The sequence below is a fragment of the Streptomyces sp. NPDC025721 genome, from assembly GCF_055558595.1.
On record NZ_JBVHMF010000018.1, the window covers coordinates 115469 to 130305 of the forward strand.

Consider the following 14837-nt stretch of genomic DNA (forward strand, 5'->3'; position numbering starts at 1 on the left):
CTCCGGGGGGGTGGCGCGTGAATTCGGGTCCCCCCTCCAGGGGGCGCGTGACCTTCCTGCCCCTCACCGACCCCGGTGGGGGGCAGCCACGTATCCGCCGAGCGTCCGCCCGGTGGGGGCTGGTCGCGCAGTTCCCCGCGCCCCTACGGGGCTCGACCTCTTCTGCCGGGCGCAGACGAAGGGCCTGCTTTTCAGGGGCGCGGGGAACTGCGCGGCGAGACCCCGGCGGGGGGGCCTACTCGGGCCCGGGGTCCGGCTCGGGGTCGGGGACGACGGGGTCGGGGGCGGCGACCGGAGCAGGCGGCAGCGTCGGCATGGGCGGAACGGCCGGAGGAGGCGGCTCCGCAGGAAGTGGCGGTGGAACCGCAGGTACCGGTACCTCGGCGGACGCCGAAACGGCGCGGGTCGGCCGCAAGGCGGCGACACGGCGCCGCACCGCGGGGCCGCACCGCCCCCAGAGCCCGCGCGCGGCGCGCGCGGTGGCGGCAGGCCAGCCGAGGGGCCGCAGGGCCCGGACCCAACCGGCCCAGGTCCGGGGGCGGAAGACCGCGGCCCCGTCCCGGTGCCAGCGCAGCGCCACGGCCCCGGGCGCACCGAGCAGCAGCGTCCAGGCGAGCGCGGCGAGGCCGGTGGCCCACCAGGAGGGGCCGAAGGCGGCGAGGGTGACGGTGCCGAGGGGCCCGCCCGACACGGCGGCGAGCAGCGCGAAGGCGACCCCGGTGACGAGGGCCGCCGCCGAGGCCACCGAGGCCGTACGCCGCAGGCTCCACGCGTCGGCGGCGCGCCCCACGGACCGGGCGACGAGAACCCCCGCGCAAACGGGCACGACGAGGGTGGCCCACCCGACGAACCCCCCGCTCCCCTCGTCCGGCAACGCCGCGAGCAGCGGAAATCCGGGCAGCGTCGGATAGCCGGAGGCCCCGGCGGGAGCGACCGCGCTGCCGACGCCGACGGCGAACCCCGGCCCGAGCGCGTACGAGGCCCCCCAGACGGCGAGGTTGGGGACGAGCGCGACCGCGACGAGCAGGACGGCGAGCTGTCCGGCCGGTGGCGCGCTGAGCTGCGCGAAGGTCCGCCCGGCGGCCCCGGCGTGCCACGCGAGGGCGGCGGCGCCGATGAGCGCGCCGCCGCCGATGACGACGCCCACCGCCGTCCCGGCGGCCCGCAGCGCGACGACGGCCTCCCGGCCGTACGGCCCGACCCGCGCGAGTGACGGCCGCCCGCACCCCGACCACGCCCCGGCGGCGGTCACGGCGGTCGCGAAGAGCGGCACGTAAAGCAGCGCGGCGAGGACGTCGACGCGGAAGGACCCGCCCGCGGCGTACGCGACGGCGCCGGACGCGGCGGCCAGGTATCCGCCGAGCAGCCAGCCCGCGGTGGCGGCCACCGTACGGACGTCGGCCGCGGGCCGCGGGCCGTCCTCGCCCCCGGCCGCCGTGCGGACCGCGGAGGCCGCGGCGCGGAAGAGCAGCCAGCCCGGCAGGGCGGTGAGCAGCAGCGGGGTCACACCGATGGGCGCGGCGGCGCCGGAGAGCGTCTCCGTACGGACCAGGTCGGCGCCCTGGGCCAGCAGCCACAGGGCGGCGCCGACGTGCAGGGCGCCGCCGAGGCCGCTGTCGGGGAAGGGCGAGGCGATCCAGAGCAGGAGGACGACGGCGCCGAGGACGCCGAGGCCGAGCCCGGCGGCGACCGCTCCCCCGGCGAACGCGGTGGCGCGTGCCGCCGCGACCCGCCGGGCAGCGGCCTCGGCGGACAGTGCCGCGATGCGATCGGTCGTATGGGTCACGGCGACCCATGGTGCCAACAACACCCGTTTCGCCCCGGCAGCGGGCGAAAGGTCGTCGTGTCGCACATGATGGGCGCTATGTGTCCTTTTTTCACACTGTCACATGTACGGGTATCCGTACGAGCACGGGTACGGCGTGACGGCTCGGGGTCGCCGCGGTGAGCGCCCGCAGGCGCACCGGCGGGACACAGTCACCGCCCAAGCCCGTACCGGCCAAGCAGAAGCCGACGTCGCGGCAGCGGCAGAAACCGCCGTCGTCCGGCGCGCCCGCACCTGCCGCGGACCCGGCTCCGCCTGAGAGCCCCGCGGGTCCCGCGCCCAAGAGACCGGCGCCCGAGGGGCCGGCCGCGAAGAGCCCGCCGTCCAAGAGCCCCGCGGCGAAGACCCCTCCGCCCACGGCTCCGGCGCGCAAAAGGCCCCCGCGCTCCCCCGCGCCCACCCGTGAGCCGGTCGGTCTGGGCCGCGTGGCGGTCGTCGCCGTGCCCGTCGTGGCACAGGCCCCGCCGGTGCTCCCCGGCCCGAGCCCCGAGGCCGCCTTCGACGCGCTGTACGCGCACTGCGCGGACCCGCTCGTACGCCAGGTCCTGGTCCTGACCGGCAGTCCGCGGCTCGCCGACGACGCCGTGGCCCGCGCCTTCGACCAGGCGTGGCAGCGGTGGCCGGAGGTGGCGCGGGACGCCGATCCGGTCGGCTGGCTGCGCGCGAACGCCTACGCGTTCGCCCTCGCGCCCTGGCAGCGCTGGGCCCCGGCCCACCGCCGCGAACCCGCCGCCCCGGCCGCCCCCGCCCCCTTGGCGGCGGCCCTGCTGCGGCTGCCACCCGAGCACCGCCGCGCCCTGCTCCTCTACGACGGCCTCGGCCTCGATCTGCCCGGCACCGCCGCCGAGACCGAGTCCAGTACGCCCATCACCGCGGCACGCATCACCCACGCGCGGGCCGCCCTGACCACGGCGCTGCCGGAACTCTCCGAGGACGGCCAGCCCCTGTCCGTGGAACTCGGCGCGCTGCTCGCCGACGAGCAGGACGACGCCGCGCCCGCGCGTACCCGGAAACCGGCCGCCGTACGGGACGCGAGCGAGCGCGGTGTACGGCGGCGTACGGTCGCGGCCTTCGCCCTGACCGCCCTGATCGTGACGGCCACCGTCGTGACCATGGCGGTCGCGCCCGACCACAGCAAGCCGGTGCCGCCCCGGCACGCCCGCGAGGCGGGCCAGAACCGCGCCGATACCCCCGGCGCCCCGGGCCACGCCCCCTCCGACGACCCGGCGCGCGCGGCAACGGACGCACGCACCGACGTACCCCCGCGCGTCCCGCCCCGCGTCCCCCCGGCCGCACACCGCAACCCCCGCCCCGGCCTACGGGACGCGCACGGGGCGCGACTCCGCCCGGACACCGGCAAACCGCCGCTGCCCTGAGGTCTTGGCCGTAGGCGCGGTCCGGGCGGGGACGGGCAGCGGCGAACGGCCGCTGGGCCGAGCTCCGTCCGCGCGACGCGGAAACGGCGCGGGTCCGGCCCCTTCCGAGGAAGGGAACCGGACCCGCGCCGTGTGGCGTGCCGAACCGACCGCGGGTCAGCCGGCCAGGATCGACCGCGCGAGGCGCGCCGTCTCGGACGGCGTCTTGCCGACCTTGACGCCCGCGGCCTCCAGGGCCTCCTTCTTGGCCTGCGCCGTGCCGGAGGAGCCGGAGACGATGGCGCCCGCGTGGCCCATCGTCTTGCCCTCGGGCGCGGTGAAACCGGCGACGTAGCCGACGACCGGCTTCGTCACGTTCTTCTCGATGAAGGCCGCGGCCCGCTCCTCGGCGTCGCCGCCGATCTCGCCGATCATGACGATCAGGTCGGTGTCGGGGTCGGCCTCGAACGCGGCGAGCGCGTCGATGTGCGTGGTGCCGATGATCGGGTCACCGCCGATGCCGACGGCGGACGAGAAGCCGATGTCGCGCAGCTCGTACATCATCTGGTACGTCAGGGTGCCGGACTTGGAGACCAGGCCGATGCGGCCGGGCTTGGTGATGTCGCCCGGAATGATGCCCGCGTTGGACTGGCCGGGGGTGATCAGGCCGGGGCAGTTCGGGCCGATGATCCGGGTCTTGTTGCCCTTGGCCTGGGCGAGCGCCCAGAACGCGGCGGAGTCGTGCACCGCGACGCCCTCGGTGATCACCACGGCGAGCGGGATCTCGGCCTCGATGGCCTCGACCACGGCGTCCTTGGTGAACTTCTCCGGGACGAAGATGACCGTCACGTCCGCGCCGGTGGCCTCGATGGCCTCCTTGACGGAGCCGAAGACCGGGACCTCGCCCTGGTCGAAGGAGACGGTGGTGCCCGCCTTGCGCGGGTTGACGCCGCCGACGATGTTCGTGCCGTCGGCGAGCATGAGCGTGGTGTGCTTCATGCCGGTGGCGCCGGTCATGCCCTGGACGATGACCTTGCTGTCCTTGGTCAGGAAGATAGCCATGGTTGTCGGTGTCCTCGTCCCTTACTTCGCAGCCAGCTCGGCGGCCTTGTCGGCCGCTCCGTCCATGGTGTCCACGCGCTGTACCAGCGGGTGGTTCGCGTCGGACAGGATCTTGCGACCCAGCTCCGCGTTGTTGCCGTCCAGGCGTACGACCAGCGGCTTCGTGACGTTCTCACCCTTGGACTTGAGCAGCTCCAGGGCCTGCACGATGCCGTTGGCGACCTCGTCGCAGGCGGTGATGCCGCCGAAGACGTTGACGAAGACGGACTTGACGTCCGGGTCGCCGAGGATGATCTCCAGGCCGTTGGCCATCACCTCGGCGGACGCGCCGCCGCCGATGTCCAGGAAGTTGGCGGGCTTCACGCCGCCGTGCGCCTCACCGGCGTAGGCGACGACGTCGAGGGTGCTCATGACGAGCCCCGCGCCGTTGCCGATGATGCCGACCTCGCCTTCCAGCTTCACGTAGTTGAGGCCCTTGGCCTTGGCCTTCGCCTCCAGCGGGTTGGCGGCGGCCTTGTCCTCGAGCGCCTCGTGCTCCGGCTGCCGGAACGCGGCGTTCTCGTCGAGCGAGACCTTGCCGTCGAGCGCGACGATCTTGCCCTCGCCGGTCTTGACCAGCGGGTTGACCTCGACCAGCAGGGCGTCTTCCTTGACGAAGACGGTCCAGAGCTGCTGGAGGACGGAGGCGACCTGGTCGGCGATGTCGGCCGGGAACTTCGCGGCGGCGACGATCTCGGCGGCCTTCTCCGGGGTCACACCCTCCAGGGCGTCGACCGGGACCTTGGCCAGCGCGTCCGGGTTCTCCTCGGCGACGACCTCGATCTCGACACCGCCCTCGACGGAGGCCATGGCGAGGAAGGTGCGGTTGGTGCGGTCCAGCAGGAAGGAGACGTAGTACTCCTCCTTGATGTCCGCGGTCTCGGCGAGCATCACCTTGTGGACCGTGTGGCCCTTGATGTCCATGCCCAGGATCGCGTCGGCCTTGGCCACCGCGTCGGCCGGGTCGGCGGCCAGCTTCACGCCACCGGCCTTGCCGCGGCCGCCCACCTTGACCTGAGCCTTGACGACCGCACGGCCGCCCAGTCGCTCCGCCACCTCGCGCGCCGCCTCAGGCGTGTCGATGACTTCACCGGCCAGCACCGGTACACCGTGCTTGGCGAAGAGGTCCCTCGCCTGGTACTCGAACAGGTCCACGCGCGTCCGTCTCCCTTTTCCCTGGTTTCCAGGGTTCCTGGTTTCCCTGGAATTCAGCATTTCGCAAGCTGCTGCCGCCTGATGTGTGCGGCGCTGCGTGCGTTTCTGCCTGATCTGCCTGGGCGTGCCGCTACGGGCAGGGCGACTGCACTGTCACAAGGGAAGCGCACACGGTGACCGAGTACGCGGCATGTCCGTCTCGCAGGTTATCGCCGAGGGCGGTGACGGGCTAAATCGCAGATCACATGTGGGCGGTGAGAACGGTCACAGATCACCGTCCGAGTCCGTTCCCGATCGTCGTTCACGCCTCCGGTATCGGAATCGGGCGTTTCTCGATCGCCGCTGCCATCACATCGGGAAAGAGGTCGGGGGTGCAGGCGAACGCCGGAGCGCCGAGGGCGGCGAGCGCGGCGGCGTGGTCGTGGTCGTAGGCGGGCGCGCCCTCGTCGGACAGCGCGAGCAGCGCCACGAACTGGACGCCGGCCGCCTTCATGGCCGCCACCCGCTTCAGCATCTCGTCGCGGATACCGCCCTCGTAGAGATCGCTGATCAGTACGACGACGGTTTCGGCCGGACGGGTGATCAGGCCCTGGCAGTACGCGAGCGCCCGGTTGATGTCGGTGCCGCCGCCGAGCTGGGTGCCGAACAGCACGTCCACCGGGTCGTCCAGCTCGTCGGTGAGGTCGACCACGGCGGTGTCGAAGACGACGAGCTTGGTGGCGATCGAGCGCATCGAGGCCAGGACGGCGCCGAAGACGGACGCGTAGACGACGGAGGCGGCCATCGAACCCGACTGGTCGATGCAGAGGACGACGTCCTTCTTCACCGCCTGGTCGGCGCGGCCGTAACCGATCAGCCGCTCGGGCACGACGGTGCCGTGCTCGGGCAGGTAGTTCTTGAGGTTGGCGCGAATCGTGCGGTTCCAGTCGATGTCCCGGTGCCGAGGGCGGCTGACCCGCGCCGAGCGGTCGAGCGCGCCGGTGAGGGTAGCGCGGGTCCGGGTGGCGAGCCGCTTCTCCAGGTCGTCCACGACCTTGCGGACCACCATCCGCGCCGTCTCCTTGGTGGTGTCGGGCATCGCCTTGTTCAGCGACAGCAGCGTGCCGACCAGGTGCACGTCGGCCTCCACGGCCTCCAGCATCTCCGGCTCCAGCAGCAGCGCCGACAGCCCGAGCCGGTCGATCGCGTCCCGCTGCATCACCTGGACGACGGAGCTGGGGAAGTACGTACGGATGTCGCCGAGCCAGCGGGCCACTTGCGGCGCGGAGCCGCCGAGGCCCGCAGAACGGTCCGCCCCGCGCCCCGAGGCGCTGCCCGTGCCGCCGTACAGCGCGCCGAGGGTACGGTCCATCGCCGCGTCCCTGCCGGTCAGTTCGCACCCGGTGCCGTCGGCGCCCCCGCCGCCGAGCACGAGCCGCCAGCGGCGCAGCCGCTCATCGGTGTCAGTCATCTGCCTGGTCCCCCTCGTTGGTCAGCCTGGCGGCGAGATCGGTCGTGGTGGTCGTGCCCAGCAGCAGCCGGACGGTGTGCAGGACGGCGTCGGCGCGGGCCGCGTCGAGGCCGGTGCCGAAGCCGGGCAGGCCCGGGTCCGACGCGGTGGCCGGGCGGCGCGCCGCCGAGGGGCCGCGCCGCACCAACTCCCCCACGCTGCGCCGCACTCCGGTCTCGAAGTCCGCGAAGGTCCGCCGCAGCAGAGGCAGCACGTCGTTGAACGCCGTCGCCGGTACGGCCGCCAGCCAGCCGTCGACCAGCGCCAGCAGCCGCTCGTCGTGCACCAGCAGCATCCCGCCGCCGGACAGGAACCCCTCGATCCACGCGGCCCCCTCCGCGGGCCCCGTCCCCGGCGACAGCGCCAGCCCCATCAGCCGCGCCGCGTCCTCCGCCTCGATCCGCCCGTCGTCCATGAGCAGCCGCGTCGCGGCCCCCCGCAGCAGCCCGGGTATCGCCCCGTCCCGCTCGGCCAACCCCCGCAGCGTCCCCGCCCACCGCTCCCGAAGGTCCCCCCCAGAAACATCCCCCCACCCCTGCGGGCTGGCCCCGGAGACCAGCGCGGTGCCGGAGGCGGGTGCGGTGCCGGGTGCGGGTGCGGTGCCGGGCGCGGGTGCGGTGCCGGAGGCGGGCTCGGAGTCGGGGGCGGGTGCGTCCGTCTGGGCCGGGCCAACCGCCGGTCCTGGGCCGACCGCAGGGTGCGGGGCCGGGGAGGGGAGGAGGCCGATCGCGCGGTGGACCTCGTCCATGTGGGTGCGCAGCGCCGCCGCGCCGTCGGCGTCGAGGCCGACGCAGGCCGGGGGGAAGCCGACGCAGATACGGGAGGCCAGGCCCTCCGCGACCTCGCCGAGGGCGGCGGAGTCGGTGCCGCGGACGTCGCCGTAACGGACGGCACGGACCAGCGCGGGCAGCGCGGCGGCGAGGTGGGAGACGTCGGCGTCGAGCGCGGCGCGGTCGGCGAGGACGCGCATGACGACGGGGAGCGCGTCGGACAGCCCGGCGAGCAGGCACTGTTCGGCGACCGAGGTGACGGCGGCGAGCGCGTCGCTGTGCACGGCGGCGTCCTCGGCCTTGGCCGTGGCGGCCGACCCCACGGTGGTGCCCCAGATCCCGGCCTCGGCGATCCGTACCGCCAACTCCGGCTCCCAGCGCAGCCGCCACGTCTCACGGAAGGTGCCCTTGCCGTGCCGGGCGACGGCCGGTTCGCCCCAGCCGATGCCGAGCATCGTCAGCCGGTGCAGCAGGCGGCTGCGGCCCGCGTCCATCTCCTTGCGCAGGTCCAGCTCCAGCTCCTTCTCCAGCGCCTCGGGCTTGAGCCGGAGCCTGCGCTGCTCGCGGGCGAGGTCACGGGCGAGCGGCACCGCGGGCGCGTCCGGCGGGACTTCACCGAGCACGTCGCCGACGACCAGCCGGTCCTGGATCAGGGCGAGCGGCACGTCGGAGCCGTCGCACATCACCGCGCGGACCGCGTCGGTGGTCTCGCCGAGACCGGCCAGCGGGCGGCCCCGCATCGCGGCGAGCGTGTCGGCCAGCCGTACCGCCTCGATGACGTGGGCCGAGGAGACCGGCAGGTCCTCCTCCCTGAGCAGCCCCGCCACCTTCGTCATCCAGCGGGTCACCGGGCGGTCCCGCGCGGTGAACAGGTGCCGGTACCAGCCCGGCGAGTCGATGCCCGCGCCGTATCCGCTGGCCCTGGCCAGCCGCCGGTGGGTCCACGGCACCCAGGTCGTCTCGACCTTCGCCTTGGGCAGGCCCTTGAGGAGCTGCCGGTCGGCGGTGGCCGTCGTCCGCTCGGTGAGGGCGGGCACATGCCAGGCGCCGCAGACCACCGCCGTCCGCTCGTACGCCTTGCGCGCCTCGCGGACCCGCAGCCGCATGTGGGCCTCGCGCAGCGGGTCCTGGGCGTGGCCGCCGTCGCCGTAGGTCTCGCGGATCGCCGCCATGGCCTCGGCGAGCGCCGCGAAGGGGACGAGCGGGTCGCCGTCGCCGTCGCCGTCCGCCGTGCCGCCCCGGTGCTCGACCGCGTCCTCCCACCAACGCTCCGGGTCGTCGTACCCGGCGGCCCTGGCGAGGACGGCCAGCGGGTCGATCCGCGCGGCAGCCGCCGCCCCGCCGTCGTCCGTATCCCCTCCGGCCGCCTCCCCCTCGGCGGGCTGCTCCTCTTCCTCTCCTTCTCGCACCGGCCCCCGTACCGGCCCTTCCGCGTCCGGGCCGCCGGACGCGGCCTCCTCTTCCTCCGCGGCGGCGCGCAGCGCGAGGGTGTGCGCGGCCGGGAGGTCGATGAAGCGGACGTCGGCGCCCGCCTGCGCGGCCCACCGGATCGCCACCCACTCGGGCGAGAATTCGGCGAAGGGCCAGAACCCGGCCCGCGCCGGGTCGTCCACCACGTGCGCCAGCAGCGCGACGGGCGGGCGCATCGCGGGGTCGGCGGCCAGCGCGAGCAGCGCGTCGGCCTCCGGCGGCCCCTCGATGAGCACGGCCTGCGGCCGGTAGGCGTCGAGCGCGGCCCGCACCGCCCGCGCGGACCCGGGCCCGTGGTGCCGGACCCCGAGCAGTACGAGGTCGTCGCCGTAGTGGCCGCCCGCACCGCCGCGGACGACGGCGGCGGGCACCGCCCCGGCCCGGAGTCCTTCCGCCGCGCGGTCCTCCGGCCCGCTTCCGGCCGCCGTCGCACCGTCCTCCGCGCGACCGGGCACCGCCGTACCGTCAGCCGTCCGCGTGCCGCCCGCCGCGCGGTCACCCGTCGTCGTGCCGCCGGTGGCGGCGTCCATGACCGTCATGCCGACACCTCGCGGCAGGCGCGGTAGAAGTCCTTCCAGCCGTCCCGCTCGCGGACGACCGTCTCCAGATACTCGTGCCAGATCAGCCGGTCGGCGGCCGGGTCGCGGACGACCGCGCCGAGGATGCCCGCGGCGACATCACCGGCCCGCAGCACGCCGTCCCCGAAGTGGGCCGCGAGCGCGAGGCCGTTGGTGACCACGGAGATCGCCTCGGCCGTGGAGAGCGTGCCCGAGGGGGACTTGAGCTTGGTGCGGCCGTCCTCGGTGACGCCGCCGCGCAGTTCGCGGAAGACGGTGACGACCCGGCGGATCTCGGTGGCGCCCTCCGGGGCGGCCGGAAGGTCGAGGCCGCGGCCGAGCTGGTCGACCCGGCGGGAGACGATGTCGATCTCGTCCTCAGCGGAGGCGGGCAGCGGCAGCACGACCGTGTTGAAGCGGCGGCGCAGCGCGCTGGAGAGGTCGTTGACCCCGCGGTCGCGGTCGTTGGCGGTCGCGATGAGGTTGAAGCCGCGTACGGCCTGTGTCTCGGCGCCCAACTCCGGTATCGGCAGGGTCTTCTCGGACAGGATCGTGATCAGCGAGTCCTGGACGTCCGCCGGGATGCGGGTCAGCTCCTCGACGCGCGCGAGCCGGCCCTCGGCCATCGCCCGCATGACGGGGCTGGGCACCAGCGCGTCCCTGCTGGGGCCGTTGGTGAGGAGCTGCGCGTAGTTCCACCCGTAGCGGATGGCCTCCTCGGGGGTGCCCGCGGTGCCCTGCACCAGCAGTGTCGAGTCGCCGCTGATCGCGGCGGCGAGGTGTTCCGACACCCAGGTCTTCGCGGTGCCCGGCACGCCGAGCAGCAGCAGCGCCCGGTCGGTGGCGAGCGTGGTCACGGCCACCTCGACGATCCGCCGCGGGCCCACGTACTTCGGTGTGACGACCGTGCCGTCGGGCAGTGTCCCGCCGAGCAGGTAGGTGGCCACGGCCCAGGGCGAGAGATTCCACCGGGCGGGGCGCGGCCGGTCGTCCGCCGCGGCGAGCGCCTTGAGCTCGTCCGCGAACGCGTCCTCCGCGTGCGGCCTCAGGGCCTGCTCGGCGCCGGTGCCGCTGTCGGTCTCGGCACCCGTCGTACCGGTCATGGCTCTCCCCCACTCATCCGTCGGACCCGCGTGGTCCGAGCTGTTCTCCACGATGCACCCGACCACTGACAATCGGTCACAGCGCGCGATCCGCGCAGGTCAGAGCGATTGTCAGTGGGGGGTTCTACCTTCGAGGACATGGAGACGGAAGCACGGTGGACAGCGGATCAGGTCCTGGCGCTCGCGCCTGACGCCGCATCACGCAAGGCGGGCGCGCGGCTCGCCACACCCGCGCCGTGGTCCGGTGCGGGGACGGCCGGCGGCGCGGTGTGGGGGCTGTGCGCGGGCAGCGGCAGCAAGCCGTACCAGACGGTCGTGGATGTGAACGGGCCCGCGTACCGGTGCAGTTGCCCGAGCCGGAAATTCCCGTGCAAGCACGCGCTCGGACTGCTGCTGCTGTGGTCCGAGGGCGGGGCGGGGCCGGTCGGCGCGGGGGACGTGCCGGAGTGGGCCGAGCAGTGGATCGACGCCCGGCGGAAGAAGGCCGAGACGGTGGCCGAGACGGCCGCGGTCCGGGCGGAGTCGGGCCCCGCGGACCCGACGGCGGCGCGGCGGCGGGCCGAGCGGCGCGCGGTCCGCGTCGAGGGCGGGGCCGCCGAGCTGGAACAGCGGCTCACCGACCTGCTGCGCGGCGGGCTCGCGGGCGCGGACCGCGCGGGCTATCAGCAGTGGGACGAGATCGCGGCCCGCATGGTCGACGCGCAGGCGCCGGGACTGGCCACGCGGGTGCGGGAGTTGGGGACGGTGGTCGCGGCGGGCGGCGACTGGCCGTCGCGGATGCTGGAGGAGACGGCGCTGCTGCATCTGCTGGCGCGCGGTTTCCTCGGCCGCCAGGGGCTGCCGGGGCCGCTGGCCGACACGGTCAGGTCGCGGGTCGGATTCACCGTCGACACGGCGGAGTTGCTGGCCGGGCCGACCGTCCGCGGCCACTGGCAGGTCCTCGCGCAGTACGACAGCGCGGACGAGCGCCTGACGACTCGGCGGATCTGGCTGTACGACCGGGAGCCCGGCCGTTTCGCGCTGCTCCTGTCCTTCGGGGCGGTCGGCCGCGCGCCCGAACTGGCCCTGCCGGTGGGCGCGGTGCTCGACGCGGAGCTGGCCTACCACCCGGCGGCGCTGCCGTTGCGGGCCGCGCTCGGCACCCGGCACGGCACGGTCGGCGCGGGCGGCGCCCCCTCCGGCGGCGGTACGGGCGGCGCACCGGTCGGGACCGGGATCGACGCGGCGCTCGCGTCCTACGGCAGCGCGCTCGCGGACGACCCCTGGCTCGACGCGTGGCCCGTCGTCCTGTCGGGAGTCGTCCCCATACCGGGGCCGAACCGCTGGCAACTGGCGCACAGGGAAGGGCAGGACGCCGTCCCGCTCACCCCGGCCACCACCGGCCTGTGGCGCCTCGCCTCGGTCTCCGGCGGCCACCCGGTCACCGTCTTCGGTGAGTTGGGTCCGACGGGCCTGCGCGCGCTGGCGGTCTGGCCGGACGGCGGGGAGACGGTGCCGCTCTAACCGCGCCGGAAGCGCGGGGAGCCCGGAGCAGGGCCCGGCGTGGAACGCACGGTTTACGGGGGGACGGGTACGGGGGCGCGGGGCGGCCCGCCCGGGGAACGGTGCGCGACTGCGGAGGGGGCAGCCGCGCACGGGAACCCGGCGGGCCGGACCCGGCCGGAGCAGCGGCATCAGGCAGTAGGCAGCAGCGGGATCAGCGCAGGGGAAGCGGACGACGCGGAGGAGATCCGCGAGGCGACGTCGTGGAGTGCGAAGGGGGAATGTGATGAGCATCGGTTGGGACGATCTGGTCGGCAGCGCGCTGCTGGGCACCGAGCGGCGGCGGCCCGCGATCGTGGCGGGCGACGCGGACGAGGCGGCGGCGGGGCTGCTGGACGCGGCGGCGGCCGGGGTGGTGCGGCGGCGTGCCGGTGTACGGCCTGGGGTGGCTCGGGAGCGGCCGGGATTGGCGCCGCCCGACACACGACGGCCGCTGCCCGAGGCCGCCCGGCAGCGGCTGGACCGGCTGCTGACGGACCGCACCGGCGGCGGTTCCGGCAACCGGCGGGGGTCGGCGCCGAATCTGGCCGAGCTGCTGCCGCAGTGGCTCGCGGAGGCCAACCTCCTCGGGTACGGGGCGCCGCCCGCGCTGCTGCCCGCACTGCTGGACGCCGCCAGGGCGCGGACGGACCTGCGGACGGACGCGGTGGCGCTGGCGGGACCGCGCGGGCTGTGGCTGGCCGGGCTGAATCCGGACTGGAAGTTCGTGCTGCGCTCGGGCCACCGGGGCCTGGCGGCGGCGCCCGAGGACCCGGACGCGGCCGAACGGCTGTGGGAGGAGGGCCTGTTCGCGGAGCGGGTCGCGCTGCTCACCCGGATCAGGCTGGCCGACCCGGCCCGCGCGCTGGCGCTGCTGGTGTCCACCTGGAGCGGCGAGCGGGCCGAGGACCGGCTGATGTTCCTGGACTCGCTGCGGGTGGGCCTGTCGGGGGCCGACGAGCCCTTCCTGGAACAGGCGTTGACCGACCGCAGTCGCAATGTCCGCTCGACGGCGGCCGAGTTGCTGGCCGCGCTGCCCGAGTCGGCGCTGGCCGGGCGGATGGCGGACCGGGCCAGGAGCTGTGTGTCGCTGGGCCCCGACGGCATCACGGTGGAGGCGCCGTACGAGTGCGACGCGGGGATGGAACGGGACGGGGTGGCGCCCAAGCCGCCGAGCGGGCGTGGTGAAAGGGCCTGGTGGCTGGGCCAGTTGGTGGACGCGGCGCCGCTGGCGACCTGGGGCGCGCGGTTCGGCGACCGCGACCCGGAACAGATCATCGCGCTCCCGGTCCTGGACGACTGGCAGGCCGATCTGCACGCCGCCTGGTGCCGGGCGGCGGTACGGCAGCACGACACGGGCTGGGCGCGGGCCCTGCTCGGCCCTCCCCCGGCGCCGTCCTCGCCGGTGGCGGCGGTCGGCGACCCGGCGAAGCTGCTGTCGATCCTGCCGGAGGACGAACGGGCCACGTGGGTGGCGGAGTTCATCGCCACGCACGGGCTGTCCGAGGCGTTCCAGATGCTGGGCGTGTGCGCGGTGCCGTGGTCGGAGCCGCTGGGCCGGGCCGTGGTGGACGCCCTGGACATCGCGCGGGACGCGGGCAGTTACCCGTGGAGCTTCAGCGGCGTGATGGGTCTGGCGGAGCGCTGTCTCGATCCGGCGGCGGCCGACCAGGTCGGGGTGCTCAGCGCGGCGGCTGAGGAGCCGCCGGACGGTTCGCCGGGCGCGGGCGCGTACTGGTCGGAGGCGTTCCAGCGGCTGACGGGCACGCTGCGGCTGCGCGCGGTGATGCTGGCCGAGCTGCGCGGCGAGGCCACCGCCCCCGGGGCGCCGGGGGACGGGGGTGAGTGATCATGCGGACGGTACGGCGGGCGGTGCGCACCGCGGCCCGGGCGCTCCGGGGCCTGGCGCGGCTCGGAGGGCCCGGCGGGCTCGGGCGGACGGGGCGGCGGCGGTCAGGCGCCGGTGGCCTGGTGGACGTTGGCGCGCACCCAGTCCACGGCGGCCGTGGTCGGGGTGCCGGGGGTGAAGATCGCGGCGACGCCGAGTTCCTTGAGGGGCGCGATGTCGGCCTCGGGGATGATGCCGCCGCCGAAGACCTTGATGTCCAGGGCGTCGCGCTCCTTGAGCAGTTCGAGGACCTTCGCGAAGAGCGTCATATGGGCGCCGGACAGGATCGACAGGCCGATCGCGTCGGCGTCCTCCTGGATGGCGGTGTCGACGACCTGCTCGGGCGTCTGGTGCAGGCCGGTGTAGATGACCTCCATACCGGCGTCCCGCAGGGCGCGGGCGATGACCTTGGCCCCGCGATCGTGGCCGTCGAGACCCGGCTTGGCCACCACCACGCGGATCGGACCGGACACTCCCATCACTGCCTCCATGCGTACGGCTCGCGGGCCGGGAATTCGGGGCTGCGGTCGCGGAGAGCGTCCCACAGTGTGAACGAACGTTATCGCCCCGCTCCGCCGCCCGACAGTTTCGCGGGACCCAGGG

Annotated in this window: 10 protein-coding genes; 3 read left to right on the forward strand and 7 right to left on the reverse strand. The window is 75.0% G+C overall.

The genetic code is table 11. From position 1 onward, the window contains the following. Positions 1 to 235: 235 nt before the first annotated feature. On the reverse strand, positions 236 to 1786 hold the full coding sequence (locus tag ACZ4EF_RS24145; RefSeq protein WP_467506370.1) for a cell division protein PerM: 1551 nt from the start codon (positions 1784 to 1786) through the stop codon (positions 236 to 238). 464 nt (positions 1787 to 2250) lie between these two features. Here ACZ4EF_RS24145 and ACZ4EF_RS24150 point away from each other — a divergent pair, with 464 nt between their 5' ends. After that, a complete protein-coding gene (locus tag ACZ4EF_RS24150) occupies positions 2251 to 3201 on the forward strand; it encodes a SigE family RNA polymerase sigma factor (RefSeq protein ID WP_467506371.1) in 951 nt (316 codons plus the stop codon). 156 nt (positions 3202 to 3357) lie between these two features. Here ACZ4EF_RS24150 and sucD read toward each other — a convergent pair whose 3' ends face one another. The 5 genes from sucD to ACZ4EF_RS24175 form a co-directional block, all read right to left on the reverse strand. Next, positions 3358 to 4242 carry a succinate--CoA ligase subunit alpha gene (gene sucD / locus ACZ4EF_RS24155; RefSeq protein WP_355336840.1) on the reverse strand — a complete coding sequence of 295 codons (885 nt, stop codon included), beginning with the start codon at positions 4240 to 4242 and terminating at the stop codon, positions 3358 to 3360. A gap of 21 nt (positions 4243 to 4263) precedes the next feature. Next, a complete protein-coding gene (gene sucC, locus ACZ4EF_RS24160; RefSeq protein WP_355336839.1) occupies positions 4264 to 5436 on the reverse strand; it encodes an ADP-forming succinate--CoA ligase subunit beta in 1173 nt (390 codons plus the stop codon). A gap of 301 nt (positions 5437 to 5737) precedes the next feature. Continuing rightward, entirely contained in the window at positions 5738 to 6886 is a 1149-nt protein-coding gene (locus ACZ4EF_RS24165; RefSeq protein WP_355336838.1) for a VWA domain-containing protein, read from the reverse strand. Next, the gene (locus ACZ4EF_RS24170; protein WP_467506372.1) at positions 6879 to 9704 is read right to left on the reverse strand and encodes a DUF5682 family protein; all 2826 of its coding nucleotides are present in this window, start codon (positions 9702 to 9704) and stop codon (positions 6879 to 6881) included. The genes ACZ4EF_RS24165 and ACZ4EF_RS24170 overlap by 8 nt, the downstream gene beginning before the upstream one ends. Beyond that, positions 9701 to 10825, reverse strand: a complete 1125-nt coding sequence (locus ACZ4EF_RS24175) for an ATP-binding protein (RefSeq protein WP_355336836.1) — start codon at positions 10823 to 10825, stop codon at positions 9701 to 9703. The genes ACZ4EF_RS24170 and ACZ4EF_RS24175 overlap by 4 nt, the downstream gene beginning before the upstream one ends. 138 nt (positions 10826 to 10963) lie before the next feature. On the opposite strand from ACZ4EF_RS24175, the gene ACZ4EF_RS24180 reads away from it, so the two are divergent. Continuing rightward, on the forward strand, positions 10964 to 12328 hold the full coding sequence (locus tag ACZ4EF_RS24180; RefSeq protein ID WP_467506373.1) for an SWIM zinc finger family protein: 1365 nt from the start codon (positions 10964 to 10966) through the stop codon (positions 12326 to 12328). A 265-nt stretch (positions 12329 to 12593) separates the two neighbouring features. Then, positions 12594 to 14195: a DUF5691 domain-containing protein gene (locus ACZ4EF_RS24185; RefSeq protein WP_391050470.1), complete on the forward strand. Its 1602-nt coding sequence runs from the start codon at positions 12594 to 12596 to the stop codon at positions 14193 to 14195. Between the two features lie 104 nt (positions 14196 to 14299). Here the strand turns inward: ACZ4EF_RS24185 and ACZ4EF_RS24190 are convergent, their stop codons facing one another. After that, the gene (locus ACZ4EF_RS24190; RefSeq protein ID WP_355336833.1) at positions 14300 to 14713 is read right to left on the reverse strand and encodes a cobalamin B12-binding domain-containing protein; all 414 of its coding nucleotides are present in this window, start codon (positions 14711 to 14713) and stop codon (positions 14300 to 14302) included. Positions 14714 to 14837 lie beyond the last annotated feature (124 nt).